Source organism: Pseudoalteromonas sp. SG43-8 (genome assembly GCF_014164245.1).
Taxonomy (GTDB): Bacteria; Pseudomonadota; Gammaproteobacteria; order Enterobacterales; family Alteromonadaceae; genus Pseudoalteromonas; species Pseudoalteromonas distincta.
On sequence record NZ_JACJEX010000004.1, the window covers coordinates 43,928 to 65,396 of the forward strand.

At 37.9% G+C, this 21,469-nt stretch carries 21 protein-coding genes; 18 read left to right on the forward strand and 3 right to left on the reverse strand.

Features of this window, described 5'->3' with window-relative positions:
* The first annotated feature begins 36 nt into the window (after window positions 1–36).
* Both H5122_RS09670 and H5122_RS09675 read left to right on the forward strand, forming a co-directional pair.
* Complete coding sequence (locus H5122_RS09670; RefSeq protein WP_182681984.1) at window positions 37–387, forward strand: hypothetical protein; 351 nt, start codon at window positions 37–39, stop codon at window positions 385–387.
* 400 nt (window positions 388–787) lie between these two features.
* Window positions 788–2,266: a cellulase family glycosylhydrolase gene (locus tag H5122_RS09675; protein ID WP_182681983.1), complete on the forward strand. Its 1,479-nt coding sequence runs from the start codon at window positions 788–790 to the stop codon at window positions 2,264–2,266.
* A gap of 60 nt (window positions 2,267–2,326) precedes the next feature.
* Here the strand turns inward: H5122_RS09675 and H5122_RS09680 are convergent, their stop codons facing one another.
* A complete protein-coding gene (locus tag H5122_RS09680; RefSeq protein ID WP_182712994.1) occupies window positions 2,327–4,018 on the reverse strand; it encodes an alkaline phosphatase in 1,692 nt (563 codons plus the stop codon).
* 298 nt (window positions 4,019–4,316) lie between these two features.
* On the opposite strand from H5122_RS09680, the gene H5122_RS09685 reads away from it, so the two are divergent.
* The 15 genes from H5122_RS09685 (at window position 4,317) to H5122_RS09755 (ending at window position 15,597) form a co-directional block, all read left to right on the forward strand.
* On the forward strand, window positions 4,317–4,589 hold the full coding sequence (locus H5122_RS09685; RefSeq protein ID WP_182671221.1) for a hypothetical protein: 273 nt from the start codon (window positions 4,317–4,319) through the stop codon (window positions 4,587–4,589).
* A gap of 235 nt (window positions 4,590–4,824) precedes the next feature.
* Window positions 4,825–5,403, forward strand: a complete 579-nt coding sequence (locus H5122_RS09690) for an LON peptidase substrate-binding domain-containing protein (protein WP_024596915.1) — start codon at window positions 4,825–4,827, stop codon at window positions 5,401–5,403.
* A 68-nt stretch (window positions 5,404–5,471) separates the two neighbouring features.
* A complete protein-coding gene (locus tag H5122_RS09695) occupies window positions 5,472–6,095 on the forward strand; it encodes a sigma-70 family RNA polymerase sigma factor (protein ID WP_002962457.1) in 624 nt (207 codons plus the stop codon).
* Window positions 6,088–6,768, forward strand: a complete 681-nt coding sequence (locus H5122_RS09700; protein WP_002962459.1) for a ChrR family anti-sigma-E factor — start codon at window positions 6,088–6,090, stop codon at window positions 6,766–6,768. The genes H5122_RS09695 and H5122_RS09700 overlap by 8 nt, the downstream gene beginning before the upstream one ends.
* An 8-nt stretch (window positions 6,769–6,776) precedes the next feature.
* Window positions 6,777–7,730: a DUF523 and DUF1722 domain-containing protein gene (locus H5122_RS09705; RefSeq protein ID WP_182681981.1), complete on the forward strand. Its 954-nt coding sequence runs from the start codon at window positions 6,777–6,779 to the stop codon at window positions 7,728–7,730.
* Complete coding sequence (phrB, locus tag H5122_RS09710; RefSeq protein WP_182681980.1) at window positions 7,730–9,124, forward strand: deoxyribodipyrimidine photo-lyase; 1,395 nt, start codon at window positions 7,730–7,732, stop codon at window positions 9,122–9,124. Before H5122_RS09705 ends, phrB begins: the two co-directional genes overlap by 1 nt.
* A 1-nt stretch (window position 9,125) precedes the next feature.
* Window positions 9,126–9,554, forward strand: coding sequence for a nuclear transport factor 2 family protein (locus H5122_RS09715; RefSeq protein WP_002962464.1), 429 nt, complete (start codon window positions 9,126–9,128; stop codon window positions 9,552–9,554).
* A gap of 2 nt (window positions 9,555–9,556) precedes the next feature.
* A complete protein-coding gene (locus H5122_RS09720; RefSeq protein ID WP_182681979.1) occupies window positions 9,557–10,267 on the forward strand; it encodes an SDR family NAD(P)-dependent oxidoreductase in 711 nt (236 codons plus the stop codon).
* Complete coding sequence (locus H5122_RS09725; RefSeq protein WP_182681978.1) at window positions 10,264–11,520, forward strand: NAD(P)/FAD-dependent oxidoreductase; 1,257 nt, start codon at window positions 10,264–10,266, stop codon at window positions 11,518–11,520. Before H5122_RS09720 ends, H5122_RS09725 begins: the two co-directional genes overlap by 4 nt.
* Window positions 11,513–12,250 carry a DUF1365 domain-containing protein gene (locus H5122_RS09730; protein WP_182681977.1) on the forward strand — a complete coding sequence of 246 codons (738 nt, stop codon included), beginning with the start codon at window positions 11,513–11,515 and terminating at the stop codon, window positions 12,248–12,250. The genes H5122_RS09725 and H5122_RS09730 overlap by 8 nt, the downstream gene beginning before the upstream one ends.
* A gap of 37 nt (window positions 12,251–12,287) precedes the next feature.
* Window positions 12,288–13,550 carry a cyclopropane-fatty-acyl-phospholipid synthase family protein gene (locus tag H5122_RS09735; protein ID WP_182681976.1) on the forward strand — a complete coding sequence of 421 codons (1,263 nt, stop codon included), beginning with the start codon at window positions 12,288–12,290 and terminating at the stop codon, window positions 13,548–13,550.
* The gene (locus H5122_RS09740; protein WP_182681975.1) at window positions 13,528–14,028 is read left to right on the forward strand and encodes a DUF2878 domain-containing protein; all 501 of its coding nucleotides are present in this window, start codon (window positions 13,528–13,530) and stop codon (window positions 14,026–14,028) included. The genes H5122_RS09735 and H5122_RS09740 overlap by 23 nt, the downstream gene beginning before the upstream one ends.
* A gap of 53 nt (window positions 14,029–14,081) precedes the next feature.
* The gene (locus H5122_RS09745) at window positions 14,082–14,570 is read left to right on the forward strand and encodes a chalcone isomerase family protein (RefSeq protein ID WP_182681974.1); all 489 of its coding nucleotides are present in this window, start codon (window positions 14,082–14,084) and stop codon (window positions 14,568–14,570) included.
* 1 nt (window position 14,571) lies between these two features.
* A complete protein-coding gene (locus H5122_RS09750; protein WP_182671231.1) occupies window positions 14,572–15,111 on the forward strand; it encodes a DUF3833 domain-containing protein in 540 nt (179 codons plus the stop codon).
* Window positions 15,112–15,321: 210 nt separating this feature from the next.
* A complete protein-coding gene (locus H5122_RS09755) occupies window positions 15,322–15,597 on the forward strand; it encodes an HU family DNA-binding protein (RefSeq protein WP_002962474.1) in 276 nt (91 codons plus the stop codon).
* Window positions 15,598–15,689: 92 nt separating this feature from the next.
* On the opposite strand, the gene ilvN is transcribed toward H5122_RS09755, so the two are convergent.
* Both ilvN and H5122_RS09765 read right to left on the reverse strand, forming a co-directional pair.
* Window positions 15,690–16,187 carry an acetolactate synthase small subunit gene (ilvN, locus tag H5122_RS09760; protein WP_002960314.1) on the reverse strand — a complete coding sequence of 166 codons (498 nt, stop codon included), beginning with the start codon at window positions 16,185–16,187 and terminating at the stop codon, window positions 15,690–15,692.
* Window positions 16,187–17,911 (reverse strand): acetolactate synthase 3 large subunit, encoded by a 1,725-nt coding sequence (locus H5122_RS09765; protein WP_182681973.1) that lies wholly within the window; start codon window positions 17,909–17,911, stop codon window positions 16,187–16,189. The genes ilvN and H5122_RS09765 overlap by 1 nt, the downstream gene beginning before the upstream one ends.
* A 489-nt stretch (window positions 17,912–18,400) precedes the next feature.
* Here H5122_RS09765 and H5122_RS09770 point away from each other — a divergent pair, with 489 nt between their 5' ends.
* A complete protein-coding gene (locus H5122_RS09770) occupies window positions 18,401–21,415 on the forward strand; it encodes an immune inhibitor A domain-containing protein (RefSeq protein WP_182681972.1) in 3,015 nt (1,004 codons plus the stop codon).
* The last annotated feature ends 54 nt before the right edge of the window (window positions 21,416–21,469 follow it).

Sequence of the window (21,469 nt, forward strand, 5' to 3'; positions counted from 1 at the left end):
ATGTGATCACGTTAAGTGAATTTATATTAGGTAAAAATGAAACAAGATCTAAAAGCTGCTTTACTTACCGCCATTGTTTATCCTGGAGCGGGGCATTTTTCTTTAAAAAAACACCTTATAGGCGCTATTTTTGCGGGTGTATTCTCTGTTCTTTTAATTTTAACCTTTCAAGATATATTTGCGATTGCACAGTGTACTGCAAATGAAATTGTAAACGGAAAAATACCCATGTCTGTTACGGCCATTTTAAAAGCCGCGCAACAACCATCTGACGCCTGCGCTAAACTCGCTGAATATAAGTATTTACCTTTAATGATTATAATTTGGGTGCTGAGCATGATGGATGCATACCGTTTGGGCAGAAAAGCGCTGCCTACTAAAAAATAAGCCACTTAATTAGAACTCGGTTTGGTTGGCTTATTAATTTTCTTTCCGCATATTTATCCCTGATATTTAGCTATTATTGATGGCGGTAATAATTATTATTACCGCCTTTTCATTTTTATACATATTTTTTGTAACCGAGATTTTTTGCCCGCATCATGTAAACATCGTGTAAATTCTTGTATATACCCAGTAAAATCCTCAAACCTCGTTAAATCGCTCACTTGTTGATATTTAGTTAATTAAAATCCTTATCTTTGTACCTTTTTATTCATTTAATGTTAATAAATAAGTGGTACTTTCTGCTCGCCAGATTAACTTTATTTGACCATTAAGTATTGGTTTGGTGTCATTTTATTACGTCAAGCAATGACGACTGATAATTTCAATTTAAGGAAATACGATGAATAACAGTTCAAATAATCACAAAAGAAAGGATTTTAAAGTGGCGAGCTTATCGTTAGCTTTATTATTAGGATGCTCAACAATGGCTAATGCCGCTGTTGAGAAGTTAACGGTGAGTGGGAATCAAATTCTTGCGGGTGGGGAAAGCACAAGCTTTGCAGGACCTAGCCTATTTTGGAGTAATACGGGGTGGGGGGCTGAAAAGTTTTATACAGCAGAAACAGTAGCAAAGGCAAAAACTGAATTTAATGCAACATTAATTCGTGCAGCTATTGGTCATGGTACGAGTACTGGTGGTAGTTTGAACTTTGATTGGGAGGGCAATATGAGCCGTCTTGATACTGTTGTAAACGCAGCTATTAGCGAGGATATGTACGTTATTATTGATTTTCATAGCCATGAAGCACATACCGATCAAGCAACTGCAGTTCGCTTTTTTGAAGACGTAGCTACCAAATATGGGCAGTACGACAATGTTATTTATGAAATTTATAACGAGCCGTTACAAATCTCGTGGGTTAACGATATTAAGCCTTATGCAGAAACAGTTATTGATAAAATTAGAGCAATCGATCCTGATAACTTAATTGTGGTTGGAACGCCTACGTGGTCGCAAGATGTTGATGTGGCATCACAAAACCCAATTGATCGTGCCAATATTGCTTACACTCTGCATTTTTATGCTGGCACGCATGGTCAATCGTATCGAAATAAAGCACAAACAGCACTCGATAACGGCATTGCACTATTCGCCACAGAGTGGGGAACAGTTAATGCTGATGGCAATGGTGGTGTTAATATTAATGAAACCGATGCATGGATGGCATTTTTTAAAACAAACAATATTAGCCACGCTAACTGGGCTTTAAACGATAAAAACGAAGGTGCATCGTTATTTACTCCAGGCGGTAGTTGGAATTCACTAACCGCGTCAGGCACTAAAGTTAAAGAGATCATTAAAGGTTGGGGTGGTAGTACGGTTGCTTTAGACTCTGATGGCGATGGTATAAGTGACAGCCTTGATCAGTGCGATAACACTCCCGCAGGTACAACGGTTGATAGTATTGGTTGTGAGGTAACTGACAGCGATGGTGATGGTATTAGCGATAGTGTTGATCAATGCCCTAATACACCTGCAGGTGAAACTGTTAATAATGTAGGTTGTGTTGTTGAAGTAGTTGAACCACAAAGCGATGTAGATAACGATGGTGTGAATGATGATATTGATCAGTGCCCAGATACACCCACTGGTACGAGTGTTGATACAAATGGATGCAGTGTTGTAAGTTCAACCGATTGTAATGGTATTAATACATACCCTAATTGGGTGAACAAAGATTACTCAGGTGGTCCGTTTACTCACAATAACACCGACGATAAAATGCAATATCAAGGCAATGCATACAGCGCAAATTGGTATACAAATAGCCTTCCAGGAAGTGATGCTTCGTGGACGCTTCTTTATAGTTGTAATTAAGCACGTTAAATAAAATATGCGAAGAAGGTAAATAATACATTTACCTTCTTTTTAAAAGTATTAGCCTTTATAAACACTTTGATGCTGGTTAACTATGTTATAACTTGGGGAGTTTATGTTATCTATATAACGCCAATCGGTTGTGATTTGCTCTTTAGTAATCGTCAGTAACATATATCCACGGTGTGATAAGTCACAATAGTTTAAGTCGTTTATTAACAATGAAAGCGAGTCTGCCATTTGTTTTGCTTGTGCCGTATTAAGCGCTAAATAATGCTCCATACCCGGGGATGTAACACCTGGTGTTGCAAACTCTACTCCTACGCTTTCGCCTTTTGCATTTTTTAATGTACCATGCCACGCATTGTGCGTATCACCTGCAACCACGACTAACTTTTTATTTAATGCAGTAACGCTTTTGTATAATGCTTCGCGCTCGCTTGGGTAACCATCCCACGCATCTAAATTGTAAGGCATTAAAGTATTTACGCGTGCAAGTTGCGCGGGTGTTACCGCTTTATTAGCTAACACGGCTTTTTTAATGGTAACAAGCTCTTTTAACACCTGAGGTATTTTAGTGCGATCGGATTGCGAGAATATTTCAGTAGGTAGCCACATTTTAGTCATCAATACTTGCTGGCCCAATACTTGCCATTTTGCATTTGATTTAGTTATTGCACTGGTGAGCCAGTTTAGTTGTGTGTTACCTAGTAACTGCCTATTTGGATTATTTAAATCACTGGCAAAGCGCGCAACATCCATTTGTTTGGTCTCTAGGTTTTTATAGTCGCTGTAAGCGAGTTGTTTATCGCGTGCTATTACGCGCGTATCTAGCATGTGCAAGCTTATTAAATTACCAAAATCGAAGGTGCGGTATATTTGCGGGCTTTGTTCACCCATAGGCGGTCTAATTGGCAGCCATTCGTAATAGGCTTGAATAGCTGCTGCACGGCGCTTAAAAAAGTCACCTTCATCAGGGGTATGATTTTCAGCACCACTTTTATAGGTATCGTTGGTAACTTCGTGGTCATCCCATATTGCGATAAATGGCGCTGCAGCGTGAAGTGCTTGTAAGCCTTGGTCTGTTCTGTAAATAGCATAGCGCTTACGATAGTCGCCAAGGGTAATAATTTCACCGCTGTTATCGGCTGCTAATTGGCGGCCAATGTTTTCAGCATTTTCGGTAGCGTATCCGCCCATTGGGTATTCGTAAATGTAATCACCCAAATGCAGTACTACATCTAAATCTTTTTGTTTAGCGGCATCGGTGTAGGCATTAAAGTACCCAGCAGGGTAGTTTGAGCACGACACAACAGCCATTTTTATTTGTTCAACATTGTTTATTGGTAGTGTTTTAGCCCGGCCAATTGGGCTTTGTGTATTTAAACCCACAAATCGATAAAAGTACTCTGTGTTTGGAGCAAGTTCTTGCACATCTATTTTTATTGTAAAGTCTCTGCTTTTATCTGTTTGTTCGCGCCCGCTGCGGATGATGTTTTTAAATTGAGAGTCACTTGCCAGTTCCCAAGCAACAGTAACTTCAAAATTTGATTGAGAAGTAGTTGCACGTGTCCAAATTATTAAAGCATTACTGAGCGGATCGCCACTGGCTACACCGTGTTTAAATTCAATAGCCGATAGTGGTTTGTTTGTTAATGTTTGAGCACAACCTGTAATGGCACTCGATACTGCGACGGTAAATATGCTTGCTGCTGAGGTTTTTAAGAAATTTCGACGTGATGAAAGGGTCATACTGCACTTTTTGAATTATTTATAGTGGTGTGCACTTTAGCGGGTAGATATGACGTTTTTATAAACGCTAAATGTATTTAGTGTGACGGTATTAATACATTTAAACCCTTTTATTTATTAACTAAAAAGTAGTCAAAAAATTAAATTAAATGGTTAAATTAACAAGGTATGAATTTTTTAAATTAAAGTGTTGTATGTAAAACTGTTTAATTACAGTTTCTTACGATTTATTTTTATGTTGGCACAACCCTTGAGTATGTAACTACGTCTAAACAATACACAAACAAGGAATACCATTATGAAACATTCAATTAAAATAGCTATGGCAAGTTTATTAGTATTAGGTTCTGCGCAAGTACATGCAACAGAAGTGGACCTAGATGTAACTGATATATTAACTCAAAGTGTAGCAAGCTACGTAATGCAAACCACAATCGAGCTTGAAAAATCACTAAAGGAAACGCTTTATTTTGATGCTAAAACTGTTTTAGAGGGTTTATTAGATGAGCCCGCTTTAACAGATAGCTCAGCGCTTAAAAATACTGACACTAGTATAAAAAACGTAAAATAAATCATTTAAAGGATTAAAACGATGAGCAGTGAACTTGGATTATTTGCATTAATGTTAGCACCCGTAGTCAGTATGATTAGCGCTTATTACTCGGTTCAAGTGTTTAAAGCTATGGGAGGTTGGTTTAATCTTTAGCCAATTATATAGCTGGTAATTAATTCGATTCATACAAAGCTGATCGACTTAGCAAAAGCGCACGTAAATAAAGGCAGAGTGTTTGAAAGAAGTAGACTTTATGAAACGTGCGATTTTTCCATTACCCATTTTTATGTTACCTGAAGGCTATACGCGATTACGCATATTTGAGCCTCGCTATTTAAATATGGTTAAAACCGCATTAAAAAACAATACAGGGTTTGTGCTTTGTACATTTGAGCACGACACGCCATTTAATATAAGCGCGCAAGGTTGCCTTGTTGATATTATTGATTTTGACCAAGACGACAACGATGTATTATTAATCGATGTGTTTGCTTCTCAAAGCGTTCAAATAAATGATGTTTATCAAGACGAGGACGAACTGCGACATGGTTTGGTGTCTTCTTGTAATACGCCATATTGGTATAAGGATTCTAACAACTCAGTTGGCGAACATGATTTATTGCATGATGCGCTTTTAAACGTGTTTAAAAGTAATCCGGAACTTAATTTACTGTACAAAAAAACTCACTTTGACAAACTGCCTTGGATTGCAGCTCGTTGGCTTGAGCTCCTACCTATTTCTATTGAGAAAAAACAGCAACTTGCGTTTGAAACGAACTTTGATAACTTACTGAATTTCCTCCATACTGTGATTAATAACGAATTTGCCTAAATTTTATGATCCTAAATTAATTATTGCCCGTATTACTTAATACAAAAGCAATAACGGGATAAACTATTATGGTAAGTCAACAACAGTCACCACGTTGTGAACCTAATACAGGTAAGTACACTGCCATGCCAGAAACGCCGAGTAAAGAACTCATGCAAGCGCTTATAGATGTTGCACAGTCACGCGATAAAAAAGCATTTTCCTATTTATTTGAATACTTTGCGCCAAAAATTAAACGCTTTGGAATTAAGCAATTTGGTGTTGAAGCTCAAGCAATGGAGCTTGTGCAAGAGACGCTAACATCTGTTTGGCGTAAAGCACATTTGTATCACAGTGATAAAGGTGCGGCTACTACGTGGGTTTATACCGTTATGCGTAATGCTTCATTCGATATGCTTCGTAAAATGAAAAGTAATAAAGAAGAAAACATAAGCGAAGATATTTGGCCGTTATTAAACGAATCACAAGATACACATCACGAATACAGTGATCATTTAGAAGATAAACAAATTAAACGTTATTTAGACAAATTACCTATTGCTCAACGCGAAGTGGTAAGAGGCGTTTATTTTCAAGACATGTCGCAAGAGCAACTTGCACATCAACTTAATATTCCAGTAGGCACGGTAAAATCACGATTACGTTTGGCCTTGCAAAAATTACGTAATGAAATGGGAGATCAGCATGATTAAACATCACCCGAGTGAAACTTTACTGACACAGTATTGCGATGCATCACTTGCTACATCATTGAGTTTAGCCGTTTCTATACATGTAGATATGTGCCCTGTGTGCCAAGCTAAAGTAGCTAAAATTGAGGCAAGCAACGCAAACGCATTATTTAGCGAAGAGCCAGCGCAATATGAGAAACCTCAAGCTGAGCAACCTGAGTTACTTGAAGAATTTGAATTGAATGTGCTTGATATGATCACGTCTGATGATTCTATCGACGAAGTTTATGAAGTAGAGCCTGTTTCTATTAAAGTCAATGAGCATAATTATCAGCTTCCACGTGCACTAACGCGTATTTCTCACAGTAAATTTACCCAAGTGGGTAAGCTTGCGAGATCGCGTATTGCACTTGATGATGGCCCGTTACGCTCTAGTTTGTTACATATTGATGCTGGTGGTGAAATACCAGAACACACGCACACTGGCTTTGAAGTTACTTTACTCCTAGATGGCGAGTTTAGTGATGAAGAAGGAAAATATGTACCAGGTGACTTTATATGGCAAGATGGTAGCCACCAACATACTCCTTTAACAAAAGATGGTTGTTTGTGCTTTACAGTTGTCAGTAGTGCGCTACATTTTAATAAGGGCTTCAGCAAGTTACTAAATCCAATAGGTAATTTGATTTACTAAGAGAATTTATGCACACAGATATAATAAAAATAGGTATTAGCGCCTGCTTAGCAGGCGAAAAAGTTAGATTTGACACAGGTCATAAAAAGTCAAACTTCTGTATGGATGAGTTAGGTAAACACGTTGAATATACACGGTTTTGTCCGGAGGTAGCGGTAGGTTTACCAATACCTCGTCCAACTATTCGCCAAGTTAAAATTGGCGATACTATTAAAGTATGTCGCCCAGATGGCACTGGAGATGTAGGTCAACAACTTACCGAGTATGGTAAAAAAGTTGCAACAGAACAAGCTAAAGAGTTGAGCGGGTTTGTATTTTGCGCAAAAAGTCCAAGCTGCGGCATGGAGCGCATTAAAATATACAACGAAGCAGGCACGGGTAATACTTCTGAAGGCATTGGTTTTTTTGCTGAGCAAATAATGAAGCACAACCCATTATTGCCATGTGAAGAAAACGGTCGCTTAAATGACATGCATTTACGTGAAAACTTTGTAATGAGAATTTACGTATTTAAAAATTGGCAAAAGTTAGTACAAGAACCACTAACGGTTCACAAGCTTACTCAATTTCATTCTCAGTATAAGTACTTGTTGATGGCTCATAATTACCAAGCTTATCGTGATTTAGGTAATCTGCTTGGAACGTTCGTAGGTGACGACATAAATGCAGTTGCTGATGAATATATTTTAGGTTTGATGACGGGTCTGAAAAAGCCTGCTTCTCGAAGAAATAATTGCAACACCCTAATGCATTTACAAGGCTACTTTAAAAATGATTTATCAAAGGTTGAAAAACAAGAACTTCGTGATGCCATAGACGAATACCGAGAAGGATTGGTGCCATTGTATGTACCACTTACCTTGTTAAAACATCATTTGAAAGTTTATCCGAATGAGTACCTTGAAAAACAAGTGTTTTTTAACCCATACCCTCACGATTTAAAATTACGATTTGGTATTTAATGGATACATTATTTTGGTTTAGGCGCGATTTGCGCATTTTTTCTAATGAAGCGTTAATTCAAGCGCTAAATAATGGCGCTAAACACGCCATTTTTTTTGTGTCTGAAAAGCAGTGGCAACAACACCAAGCTGCGTCTATTCAGATTGACTTACTCAAGCGCCGAGTTACTTATCTTCAATCACAACTTGCTGATTACGGTATTACTTTACATATTATTGAAGCGCCGAGCTTTTGTGATTGTACGCGCGAGCTTATTAACTTTTGTAAAGCAAACGATGTAAAACACGTAATTGCTAATACAGAATATGAGCTTAATGAAGTAAACCGCGATAAAGCAATTTTGCATGAATGCGATGAGCTTTCTATTACTTTTACTTTGTACGAAGGTGATTTAATTGCACCTGTTGGAACGGTCAAAAATCAAAGTAATGAAATGTATAAAGTGTTTACTCCTTTTAAACGTGCATGGTTAAAGCAGTATCAAGATACACACTTTAGTTTGCCACAATGGCCTTTAACTTCTGACCCTATTGAGTTTGACGAGAGTGATTTACTAAAAAGTGATGGGTGCTCAGATAAGTGGCCGGTTGACGACGAAACACTCTCTACCGTAGTTGATAATTTTATATGCGACAAACTTACAAGTTACGACGACCAGCGTGATATTCCCAGTGTAAAAGGCACATCGGGTTTAAGCCCGTATTTAGCCCTAGGTATTGTAAGCACAAAGCAATTGCTTATTAATATTCAGCAGCGTTATCCTGATATTTTAACTACATCAAAAAGTAAAACGTTTACGTGGATTAACGAGCTTGTTTGGCGCGAATTTTACAGGCATTTAATTGCTGAATTTCCGAAGCTTTCGCGCGGCGATAACTTTAACGAAAAGTATAATGCTGTAGTGTGGCGTAAAAGCGAAAGCGATTTTAAAGCATGGTGCGAAGGGCGTACAGGTTACCCATTAGTGGATGCAGCAATGCTACAACTTAAGCAAACTGGTTGGATGCATAATCGTTTACGAATGGTTGTTGCAAGCTTTTTAACTAAACATTTATTAATAGACTGGCGTGAAGGTGAACGCTTTTTTATGCAGTACTTAATTGATGGCGATTTAGCATCAAATAATGGTGGTTGGCAGTGGGCTGCAAGTACGGGCTGTGATGCTCAGCCTTATTTTAGAGTTTTTAATCCTATCAGACAAAGCGAACGCTTTGATCCAACGGGCAAGTTTATCCGTAAGTATTTGCCAGAGCTTGAAAACGTGCCAGATAAACACATTCATTTTCCACACACTTATTTAGCCGCAACAGGCAAAGATAAGGAATGTTACTGGCCAGCAATAGTTGATCATAAAGCGGCACGAGAACGTGCACTTGCTGCATTTAAGGTGTGATATGGATAACCAGTTACCAGTAGATAAATTTGTTGAAATATACCAACAGCTTGATAGCACTAATCTTGATTTATTGAGTGATATTTACTGTGACAACATACAGTTTATAGACCCGATGCATGAAATTAACGGCATTGTAGAATTGCGCAGATACTTTGCTAACTTATACAGCAATGTTAAGCATTGCCAGTTTGATATTAGTGATTCGTTTAATAGCGGTAACAATGCTTTTATTTATTGGACTATGCATTATGCACATCCAAAGCTCTCATCAGGTAAAACTATCTCGGTAGACGGTCATAGCAAGCTTATTTTTAAAGATGGCAAAATTATTAAGCACAGAGACTACTTTAATGTGGGCGAGTTGTTATACAAACACATTCCTTTACTTGGTAGCGTTATAAAGCTAATTGATAAAAGAGCAGGTTAATTATGATCACACTTATAACGGGTGCTACATCAGGTATTGGCGAGCAGCTAGCAATTAAATATGCACAGCTAGGAGACACTGTTATAGCTTGCGGTCGTAATAGTGATAAGCTCGCCGAGTTTGCTAAATACGACAATATCCAAGCATGTAAATTTGATGCAACTAACCTGCAAGATATAAAAGAGTCTACTATTGGCTTTCCTCATTTTGACCGTGTTATTTTAAACGCGGGTAATTGTGAATATATAGATGATGCGCGCAACTTTGATAGCGCGTTGTTTGAGCGTGTAATAAACGTAAATTTACTTTCTATGGGGTATTGCCTTGAGGCGTTACTTCCTAAAATAAATCCAGGCGGGCAACTTGTTTTGGTCAGCTCAAGTGTTACTTATCTTGCGCTACCTCGTTCAGAAGCTTATGGCGCATCAAAAGCGGGTGTAAGTTACTTAGCAAAAAGCTTAGCGGTTGATTTAAATGATGTTGATGTGACTTTAGTTCACCCTGGCTTTGTAAAAACGCCACTTACTAATAAAAATGATTTCCCGATGCCTATGGCCGTTACTGCTGAAAAAGCAGCTGACTACATGATTAAGGGTATTCAAAAACGCCGCAAAGACGTCCATTTCCCTTATCGTTTTACACTTATATTAAAAGCTTTACGCATTTTACCACTGCCGATTTGGCTTAAAATCGCAAAAGGATTAGCCCGTTGAAAAAAATAGCAATAATAGGAACTGGTATATCTGGTTTAACATGTGGGCATTTGCTTCACAAACATTACGATGTCACCGTATTTGAAAAAAATGATTACATAGGTGGCCACACAGCAACGGTTGATGTTGATGTGTGTGGCATCAAATACGCAATAGACACTGGCTTTATTGTATTTAATGACCGAACTTACCCATATTTTGAAAAGCTACTTTCGCGCATTGGTATTGATAAACAAACAACCCAGATGAGCTTTAGTGTGCACAATGAAGCCACTGGTTTTGAATACAATGGACATACGTTTACAAGCTTATTTGCACAGCGTCGTAATATTCTTAGACCTAAGTTTTGGCGATTATTGTACGACATTGTTAGGTTTAACAAACTGTGCAAAGCAATGCATGAAAAAAGTGATTACCAGTCTGATCAATCATTAGGGCAATTGCTTAACGATAACCAGTTTAATGACTTTTTTAAATACCATTATATTCTTCCTATGGGCGCGGCTATTTGGTCTACCAGTATTAAAGAAATGGAAAACGTAGGCGTTGAGTTTTTTGTTAAGTTCTTCTTTAATCATGGGCTTTTAGATGTAACCAATAGACCACAGTGGTACGTAGTACCGGGTGGATCTCGTCAGTACATTAAGCCACTGATCAGAGGTTTTGCCGATAAAATTAACCTCAATACAAATATTAAATCAGTTACACGTCAAAATGATGAAGTAACAATAGAGTTTGCCAATGGTGAGCAAAGCAAATTTGATAAAGTAATATTTGCTTGTCATTCAGATCAGGCGCTTGCACTACTGGGTGATGCTACTGAGCAAGAAAAGTCAGTATTGGGTGCAATAGCTTACACTGAGAATTCAGTTGTGCTGCACACCGATACAAACCTTTTACCAGATAGAAAAGCGGCATGGGCAAGCTGGAACTACCTACTTAATAACAACACGGATAAAGCCGCTGTTGTAACTTACCAAATGAATATTTTGCAAGGTATACAATCAGATACACAGTTTTGTGTAACGCTTAACCATCTTGAAGGGATAAGCCAAAGTAAAATTTTGCGCGAGTTTACGTATCATCACCCTGTATTTAACCAAGAGTCTATTGCGGCTCAAAAACTTAAACACAGTATTGATGGACACAAAAATAGTTACTTTTGTGGCGCTTATTGGTACAATGGTTTTCATGAAGATGGCGTACACAGTGGTGTAGATGTAGCCAAGCAACTTGGGGTCGAATTTGACTAGTGCAGTGTATTTAGGCGATGTTAAACATCGCCGTTTTGCTGTTAAAGAACATCGCTTTAGTTACCCTTTGTATATGATGTGGGTAGATTTAAATAATCCTCAACAACTAAATGGTGTGCATAAACACATAGGTACGTCAGGCTTAAAGGCGTTAAAGTTTAATGAAGCTGATTATCTTAAAGGCACCTCACAGCTTGCTAAACGTCCTCTTATTGAGCGTGCACACGAACAACTTGCCAATTTAGGTATTACTGAAACCTTTTCTCATATTTACATGCTTGGGCAACTTCGTTGTTTTGGTGTGTATTTTAGTCCTGTTAATTTTTACTTTTTTGGTCATAACGACACCCGTTTTAAATACATGATTGCTGAAGTAAGTAATACACCATGGAACGAACGTCATTATTATTTAATACCTTTAGAAAAAAAAGTGAACTTTAAAAAGGTTTTTTCCGTATCACCTTTCATGAATCTAGACATGAACTATCATTGGCATGTTAAGCAATCGCTTGATAAAACATTGATACACATTGAAAATAAGCGAAATGAAGAGCTATTATTTGATGCTACACTTCGCTTAAAGCGTAAAGAGCTTACTAAAGAAGAAGTTAATAAGTTATTTAAACGTTTTCCGGCCATGACATGGTCTATTTTCAAAGGTATTTATTATCAAGCGTTAAAGTTGTTTATTAAACGAGTTCCTTTTTTAGGCCACTCAGGCAAGCCATAAAGCGCATAGATAGTCAGGACAATTAATAGGTATTTCAATGGATAAAGTGTCGAGCTTAAATTGCGAACAAAGCACAAATTGGTTAACTAACATATATAAAAAATTAGTGACTAAAGCCTTTTCGTCAATTGAAACAGGCCAAATAATTTTAATTGATGCAAATGAGCGTACAGTTTTTGGTGACTCATCTTCAGTTCTAAAAGCAACAATTATAGTAAACGATAAAGCTATGTATAAAGCATTTGCATTATCTGGTAGCGTTGGCGCTGGTGAAGCGTATATTTTGGGGCATTGGTCTTGTGACAATTTAACCTCTTTCATTGAGATATTTGCTATAAATGAAAAGCAACTTGATGAGTTTGAAAAGAAATTCGCATTTTTTAGTAATATCGCACATCGGTTTAATCATATAAAAAACAAAAATTCTGAATCGGGTTCTAAGAAAAACATCGTTGCTCATTATGATTTAGGTAATGATCTGTACGAATCATTTTTGAGTAAAGAAATGCTCTACTCAAGTGCCGTATATCCTACAAAAGAAGCGACACTTGAAGAGGCTCAACAATACAAGCTGAAACGCATTTGTGAGCAAGTTGAGCTTCAAAAAAATGATTCAGTAATTGAAATTGGTACAGGGTGGGGTGCTTTTGCTATATATGCAGCCACACATTACGATTGCCATGTAACAACTACAACCATATCTGATGAGCAACATGATTATGTCGCCAACAAAATTGTTGAACTTGGTCTTGAAAGTAAAATAACATTACTCAAGCTCGATTACAGACTACTAAAAGGTAAATACGACAAGCTTGTTTCTATCGAAATGATAGAAGCGGTGGGCCATGAGTACTTACCTAGCTTTTTTACCCAATGTGGTGAACTGTTAAAAGATGACGGTGCCATGCTCATACAAGCAATTACTATTGGCGATCAACGTTATAAGCATTACTTAAAAAACTCTGACTTTATCCAGCAGTATATTTTTCCAGGTGGGTGTTTGCCATCACTCAACGAAATGAGTGAACAGATTAAAAATAATACCGACATGGTAATTCATACTGTTAATGATATTGGCGCACACTATGCGCGAACATTGGCTGATTGGCGAAGCCGTTTTATAAAAAGCTGGCCTGATTTGGACCGCTCAAAATTTGATGAACGTTTTTATCGTTTATGGTTATTTTATTTTGCTTATTGCGAAGGCGCGTTTAGAGCCAGAGCTACAAGTACGGTGCATTTAATGGCACGTAAACCACGTTTTGTTAGCGATAACGATGATATTGCGCTCGGTTACTAATTTTGTTTTATTTCAAGCAGTGTGGTTTTTATCATTGCTGCTTGAAGCTGATTCGCTACTTTTTAGTGGATTGATTATTGTTTTAATGTTTTGGTTGTCAAAACAAAAAAAACAAGACACCTTACTACTGATTAAAGCACTACCTTTAGCACTATTATTAGAATTTATAGCAGTAAAGTTAGGCTTGTTAGAATTTAAAGTTTATCCCTTCCCTCTATGGCTCGTCTTTTTATGGGCTGCGTTATTACTTTCTTTAAATACTTCTATGGTTTTTTTGAGTAAATTAAAGCTTTGGCAGGCCTTTTTAGTATGCATGGCTTTTGCGCCAGCAAGTTATTGGGCTGGAGCACGCTTTGAAGTAATAAGTTTAGGTTTACCTTTATGGCAGTTTTGGCTCGTTTACGGTGCGCTTTGGTCTACTGTGTTTACTGCTATTGTTTTTATAAACCGAAAAATTAAGTTATTCATCAACCGCTGATCGCCCACAATTCCCATTTCGTAATACTACCCATTGACCCGAGGGAGCTTATTTTGAAATTTTTACTAAACGCAGTAGCTTTTTATTTGCTTACAACTTCAATTGTTTTAGCTGATACACAATTTAATAAAGTAGGCGAAGCACGAATGGAGTATTTATTTTGGGATGTATATGACGCGGTTTTATTTACCCCTTCAGGTAATTACAGCGCAGGAACGCATCCTATTAAATTTAAACTTACCTATTTACGTGACTTTGAAGCTAAAGAAATTGTAAAAGCAACAAATGAGCAGTGGCAGCATATTGGGAAAAAAGAGCTGGCAGATAAATACGACAGTAAATTATTGTCTATTTGGCCTGATATTAAACAAGGTGACTCGCTAACGTTAGTCACAAATGAGCAAGGTATGAGTACTTTTTATCATAATGATGAAAAAATTGGCGAAATAAATGAATCTCAATTTTCGAGTGATTTTTTAGCCATTTGGCTGGATGAAAAAACCTCTGAGCCGAAACTACGAAAGCAACTATTAGGGAATTAATATGAATGTATTTAACGCGTTTAAAACAGCTCTTGTGTGCTTATCTGCTTTGTTGCTTATAAGCTGTTCGGCACCAAATGTTGAGCATTATAAAAATACATCACCAAACTTTGACTTTAAAACATTTTTTAGTGGAAATTTAAAAGCCTACGGTGTTGTACAAGACTTTAAGGGGGAATTGACCCGAAAGCTTGTCGTAGATATGAATGCGACTTGGGACGGTAACCAGGGCGTTATTGAAGAAGACTTTGTTTATGACGATGGCGAAACTCAAAAGCGTATTTGGAAAATAACGTTAAATGAAGACAATAGTTTAACGGGGACGGCAGATGATGTTATAGGTACAGCAAAAGGTAAAAGTGATGGCAGCGTATTTCATTGGAATTACGATGTAGAGCTTCCATACGATGGCAGTACTTTAGAAGTAAATTTTGATGATTGGATGTACCTGGTTACACAATCGCGCTTGATAAACCGCACATCTATTGTTAAGTTTGGTGTGGAGGTCGGGGAAGTGACCTTAGTGATCGAAAAAATATAGCTTATTTACCCAGTTGCTTAACTTGCGCCAAAATTGTACTCAAATTAAGTCTTTGTTAACCCAACACGCTGTATTTTACAGAGAATTATTTAAATTTTACTCATTTTTTAAGAATTTAAGCAAAAAATGCAATTTGCTGTTGCTAACTCTTTAAAAATGCATAAAGATAGGTTTTGCGAAGGCAAAATAATAACGAATAGGAATCTAACAATGAATAAAGCTCAATTAGTTGAAAAAATTGCTACTGATGCAGAAATCTCTAAAGCCGCTGCTACTCGTGCTCTTGACGCGTTTACAGGTGCTGTAACTTCTTCTTTAAAAGAAGGTGATTCAGTAGCATTAGTTGGTTTTGGTACTTTCTCAGTAAAAGAACGTGCAGCTCGCACTGGCCGTAACCCACAAACGGGTGCTGAGATCCAAATCGCAGCGGCAACTATCCCAAGCTTTAAAGCAGGTAAAGGTCTTAAAGACCAAGTAAACCCTTAATAGGTTTAACGAATTAAATTAAAAAAAGAGCTATTTAGCTCTTTTTTTTTATGCTGATTAAAGGCACCAATCGATGCCTTTTTATTATAAGTTTACGCTTTTAAGGCTTTATCGCCTCGACCAATGCCAACAGCGCCAGAACGTACAACTTCAATAATATCGGTTTCATGGCGAAGTGTGTCTAAAAACGATTCTATTTTGTCTGTACTGCTCACTAGTTGTAGACTATAGCTTTGTCGGCCCATATCTAAAATAGCACCTTGGAACACATCAACTACTCGCGTAACTGCTGCACGAGTCGTCTCGTCTTGAGCAAATACCTTAACAAGCAATAACTCACGTTCAATGTGACTCATTTCTGTTAAATCGATAATTTTAAGCACGTCGACTAATTTGTTAACCTGCTTTGTAATTTGCTCTACAACTCTGTCATCACCCATAGTGGTAATGGTAATACGCGACAATGATTGATCGTCAGTTGTGCCAACAGTTAGGCTGTCGATGTTATATGCACGTTGTGAAAAAAGCCCAACAATACGTGATAGGGCACCTGGTTCGTTTTCTAATAAAATAGATAAAATACGACGCATTATGCTTTTACTCCTTTACGTAACCACATCTCATCAATGCCGCCTAACTTAATTTGCATTGGGTATACATGTTCTTTTTCATCAACGTTTATATCTAAAAAGACTAATCGGTCGTTAATTGACATTGCTTTATCGATAGCAGGTTGTAACTCATCTAGTGTGTTTACTTGTATGCCTACATGGCCGTAGCTTTCAACTAACTTAACAAAATCAGGTAGTGAATCCATGTAAGATGATGAATGACGTCCACCGTAAACCATGTCTTGCCATTGGCGTACCATACCTAAAGAGCGGTTATTAAGTGATACAACCTTTACCGCTAGGTTGTACTGTAAACAGGTTGATAGTTCTTGAATATTCATTTGAATAGAGCCATCACCCGTAATACACACAGACTCTTTATCAGGAAAGGCTAGCTTTACGCCCATTGCAGCAGGTAAACCAAAGCCCATGGTGCCTAGGCCGCCTGAGTTGATCCATTGTCGAGGATGCTTAAATGGATAATATTGCGCTGCAAACATTTGATGCTGACCAACGTCAGAACTTACGTAAGCATCGCCATTAGTAGCTTTATAAACCGCTTCAATTACAGCTTGTGGTTTAATTTTGTCGCCAGCAGTGTTGTAGCTTAAGCACTTTTGTTCGCGCCAGCTGATAATTTGTCGCCACCAATCTTCTTGCGCGCTGCGGTCTATTTTAATTGGGCTTTTATCAATACCCGCTTGTAGTTGTTCAAGTACGGTTGCTAAACAACCTACAACTGGTATGTGTGCTTTAATTGTTTTAGAAATTGAAGTTGGGTCAACATCAACATGAACAATTGTGGCACTAGGGCAAAACTTTTGAACATTATTAGTTACCCTGTCATCAAATCGGGCACCAAGCGCTAAAATCACATCGGCGTTAGCCATTGCTTTGTTTGCCTCAAGCGTGCCGTGCATGCCTAACATACCTACAAAGTTTGGATGCACACCTGAAATACCACCCAATCCCATTAGTGTATTTGTAATGGGGGCATTTAATGATTCAACTAAATGCGTTAATTGCTCTGATGTATTTGAAATAACAATACCACCACCAGAGTAGATAACCAGTTTTTTGGCCTCTAAAATCGCTGTTACGGCTTTGCGAATTTGTTTTGAGTGCCCTTTAGTATTAGGGCTGTACGTTCTCAGCTCGGTGGTTTTAGGAAATTCGTATTCAAACTTAATAGCAGGGTTAAGCATATCTTTTGGAAGCTCAACAACGACAGGACCTGGGCGACCAGTGCTAGCAATATAAAAAGCTTTAGCTAAGATTGTAGGGATGTCTTTAGCACTTCTACAGTTAAAACTGTGTTTAACTACAGGGCGAGAACAACCCACAATATCGGTTTCTTGGAATGCGTCGTCGCCAATCAAATTTGTAGGCACTTGGCCTGATAACACAACCATAGGAATTGAATCCATGTAGGCCGTTGCAATACCTGTAATACAGTTTGTAGCGCCAGGGCCTGAGGTTGCAAGTACAACACCAACGTCTCCAGTGGCGCGAGCATAGCCGTCAGCCATATGTGTTGCAGCTTGTTCGTGACGTACTAATATATGTTCAATGTCATCTTGTTGAAAAAGTGCATCATATAAGTCTAAAACCGAACCACCGGGATAGCCAAATATGTATTTTACCTTTAACTCTTTTAATGCCTGAACTACTAGTTCAGAACCATTATATTCTTGTTTGCTCATCCTCATTCCTCTGTGCGCTTTTTTATGCATAAAAAAACCCCCGCGTAGTGCGAGGGTTTTTAAAAAGCAGTATCACCTTTTAATACATCCCCGCTGGGCTTATAACTAAGACCAGTACGAGTACGACTAAAAGATTAATGTGTGTGTTCATAGTTTTTACTCTACTTAGCAAAACACTGCTTTTAAATTAAAGATTTTGTATAGGTTTATTTTTAAGGGTTTTAAGCCTTTATGTCAACCTTGAAAGCTGTTTTTTGCATTTTAAATTCGTTTTGTGGCTTTTTTTAATTTAAACCTGCAGAAAACCTATGTTTAATTGAGTTTACTGGCAGAAATTATGCATTTTAGATTGTAAGTTCGATTTTAGATATAAAAGAGCGTGAGAGATCATTAGCTTTAATTGCATATGTTAACTATATGTTTTTATCGCATGTTTAAATTTCTATTATTAGGTATGATTGCTACATAATTATGTTTGAGGAAAACACAGTGAAAAAAGTGACGTTAATTGCGCTTTTAACTACGCTATTAAGCCCTATGGTGGCGGCTAATAACTTAAGTCCGCATGATGTTGGTATAACTAACGAAGAGCGTATTTTATATTGGCTTAAAAAAAGAGACCAAATATCTTCAAGTGAGTTAGATAGTTCATTTAAGTTATATATGAGTAACAAAGACGTTGCCAATCACTCAATTAAAAATGGCTTTAGGCTATTTAAATCCTCTTCCAACGTTTTTTCAAATACAAATAAACAACAGGTCGCTTTTTCAACGTCGCTAGTGCCAGATCAAAGCGTTAATGATGTGAAAGTGTTAGCTATTTTAATTGATTTTCCTGATCTTAAACATGACGACAATCAACTTGTAGAGCAAGACACCGATATGTTTTACGCTGATTATTCAACTGAGCACTATCAGCAAATGCTTTTTAATACTCAAGGTTATACAGGCCCTGATGGACAAAGCTTAAAAACGGCTGCTGATTATTATAAAGCGGCTTCGGGAAATAGCTTAAACTTTAGCGGGCAGGTATATGGTTGGGTAACCGCTAATAGCAATTCAAAAATATATGGTGAGCGCCAAGGCAGTACACGGGATATAAATGCGCCCGCTTTAATTAAAGAGGCTGTGGAGAAAGCAGTTGCAAAGTTTAATATTAATTTAGCGGATTATGACTTAACTGATTTAGATGATATTGATGGCGACGGTATCCTTAATGAACCTAATGGTATTATTGACCATGTAATGGTATTTCATTCAAGTATTGGCGAAGAAGCGGGTGGCGGTTACCTAAGCACCGATGCTATTTGGTCGCACCGCTACTATGTATTTGATGAAAATAGCGGGCCGAGCGAGATTGCAGGCAGCAACATTAAGCTCTTTGGTTATACCATTAACCCTATTGATGCCGGGATTGGTGTGGTTGTGCATGAATTTGGGCATGATTTAGGATTATTAGATGAATACGACTTACAATCTAACACGGTAGGTGAGCCTGTCGCGTCTTGGTCAGTTATGTCGACAGGAAGTTGGGCTGGTTCGCCAAGAGGCTCAGAGCCAGTTATGTTTAGCCCTTATGCGCTTGAATATTTACAAAAGCGGTACCAGGGTAACTGGGTTAACCAGCTTACGCTTGATATGGATGAGATAGAGGCTAACTCACAGCAAACATTAATTAATACTGCGAGTACTTCACAACAGCAAAATCAAATAAAAATATCACTACCACCAAGGCTCGAAAAATTTAGGGCTCCAGTAGAAGGTGATTTTCAATACTATTCAAATACGGGCGACAATATTAGCAACAGCTTAGCTAATACAATAGCGCTACCAAGCACAACTGAGACACTTACTTTAAGCTTTATTGCTTATTACAGTATTGAGCGCGATTACGATTTAGTTCAAGTAAAAGTAGATGGCGAGCCAATCGCGAGTAATTATACGCAAGCGCTTAATCCATACTACGGTGATATTGGTCCGTATATCTCAGGTGATTCATTTCTTAATAGTGATGCTAAGCAACCTAACGGCTATTTGACCCATAAGTTTGATTTATCAGCTTATGCTGGGCAAACAATTGATTTAAAAATTGAATACATAACAGATGCGAACACACATTATTATGGTTTTGTTGTTGATGATATGCGCATTGAGCAAAGTGATACTTTAATTTGGCAAAATAATGCACAAGATCAAGTTAACACTGTGTTTAATGGCTTTGAAAAAGTTGGTAGTTACACATATGCATCGCCATCACATTACTATTTACAACTGCGTTCATACACAGGCGTTGACAGTAGTTTGCAAGCAGAGCAGTACTCACCGGGGTTATTATTGTGGTACAGCAATGAATCTCAAGCAGATAATAATACTACCGAGCATCCAGGCAGTGGTTTTGCATTAGTGGTAGATGCCGATCAGCGATCAATAAATAAAGGTAGTACGCAAACTCCGGCAGCTTCAGCAATTCAAATACGTGATGCTGCTTTTAGCCTATATCAACAAAGGGCAGGGTTAGGTGATGATGATTTATCAGCTATCACCGGGTTTACTGATAAAACCGATTATAGCTTTGCAGCGCAAAAACCATCGGGTGTTGTGCTTCCACAGGTTGGTTTTGGGTTTAGTATTATAGGCCAGTCAGCAGACAGTGAAGATATAGAGGTAGAGCTTACTTACGATGTTACTAAGGGAATTAATTTTACTAAAAACGGTTTAACCGTTAATTTTAGTGTAGAAGGTTTTGCACTTACTCCAGCGGACAAATTTACGTGGAGTTTTGACGACGGGAGCTCCAGCACAGAGTTAACGCCTACTCATGAATACCAAGACTATGGCACTTATAACGTTGAGTTTATGGCAGATAATGGTACTTCACAGCAAGTAGCTGTAGCACAAGTTACATTAGTTGAACCATTAACTGTAAGTGAAATTGAATATGAAATAAACCAAGGAACTTTAACAGCTGAGGCATCGCTTACAGGTGGAGTCGCACCGTATACTTATAATTGGCAGCTAGGAGATGGAAGTACTTTAGCGACTCAATCACTTACGTATAATTATTTGTACTCTGGTGATTACCAAGTAACGCTTACAGTGACCGATAACGAAGGCACGGAGCAAACTAAAGCGATTGATGTAACTGCTAATGTTCCGCTTAGCATAAACGCAAACGCTACAGTTAGTGATTTAAGCGCACAATTTAATGCCCAAGTAACCGGCGGCTTTAATAGTTACACTTACAGTTGGGATTTTGGTGATGGCAGTGCGTTATCAAATTTACAAAACCCAAGGCATACTTATCAAGCTGACGGGACTTATAACGTAACGTTGAATGTTACTGATACTCAAACCAATGATACTTTTACTCAAGAGTTATCTGCTACTGTACAAAAACAACAAAGTAGTTCGGGTTCAAGTGGCGGATCACTGGCGGGTTTATTAGGATTACTACTGTTAAGTTTATTTAGGTTTAATACTAACTTGCATAAATACATTAGGTAGTAAACGCAGTTAGCAAACATAAAAAAGCCCGCTAAATTAGCGGGCTATTTAAAT

Bases quoted from the DNA above. Each gene is read 5' to 3' on its own strand.
- H5122_RS09670 (WP_182681984.1), top strand. From the start codon at position 37: ATGAAACAAGATCTAAAAGCTGCTTTACTTACCGCCATTGTTTATCCT.
- H5122_RS09675 (WP_182681983.1), top strand. From the start codon at position 788: ATGAATAACAGTTCAAATAATCACAAAAGAAAGGATTTTAAAGTGGCG.
- H5122_RS09680 (WP_182712994.1), bottom strand. From the start codon at position 4,018: ATGACCCTTTCATCACGTCGAAATTTCTTAAAAACCTCAGCAGCAAGC.
- H5122_RS09685 (WP_182671221.1), top strand. From the start codon at position 4,317: ATGAAACATTCAATTAAAATAGCTATGGCAAGTTTATTAGTATTAGGT.
- H5122_RS09690 (WP_024596915.1), top strand. From the start codon at position 4,825: ATGAAACGTGCGATTTTTCCATTACCCATTTTTATGTTACCTGAAGGC.
- H5122_RS09695 (WP_002962457.1), top strand. From the start codon at position 5,472: ATGGTAAGTCAACAACAGTCACCACGTTGTGAACCTAATACAGGTAAG.
- H5122_RS09700 (WP_002962459.1), top strand. From the start codon at position 6,088: ATGATTAAACATCACCCGAGTGAAACTTTACTGACACAGTATTGCGAT.
- H5122_RS09705 (WP_182681981.1), top strand. From the start codon at position 6,777: ATGCACACAGATATAATAAAAATAGGTATTAGCGCCTGCTTAGCAGGC.
- phrB (WP_182681980.1), top strand. From the start codon at position 7,730: ATGGATACATTATTTTGGTTTAGGCGCGATTTGCGCATTTTTTCTAAT.
- H5122_RS09715 (WP_002962464.1), top strand. From the start codon at position 9,126: ATGGATAACCAGTTACCAGTAGATAAATTTGTTGAAATATACCAACAG.
- H5122_RS09720 (WP_182681979.1), top strand. From the start codon at position 9,557: ATGATCACACTTATAACGGGTGCTACATCAGGTATTGGCGAGCAGCTA.
- H5122_RS09735 (WP_182681976.1), top strand. From the start codon at position 12,288: ATGGATAAAGTGTCGAGCTTAAATTGCGAACAAAGCACAAATTGGTTA.
- H5122_RS09740 (WP_182681975.1), top strand. From the start codon at position 13,528: ATGATATTGCGCTCGGTTACTAATTTTGTTTTATTTCAAGCAGTGTGG.
- H5122_RS09750 (WP_182671231.1), top strand. From the start codon at position 14,572: ATGAATGTATTTAACGCGTTTAAAACAGCTCTTGTGTGCTTATCTGCT.
- H5122_RS09755 (WP_002962474.1), top strand. From the start codon at position 15,322: ATGAATAAAGCTCAATTAGTTGAAAAAATTGCTACTGATGCAGAAATC.
- ilvN (WP_002960314.1), bottom strand. From the start codon at position 16,187: ATGCGTCGTATTTTATCTATTTTATTAGAAAACGAACCAGGTGCCCTA.
- H5122_RS09765 (WP_182681973.1), bottom strand. From the start codon at position 17,911: ATGAGCAAACAAGAATATAATGGTTCTGAACTAGTAGTTCAGGCATTA.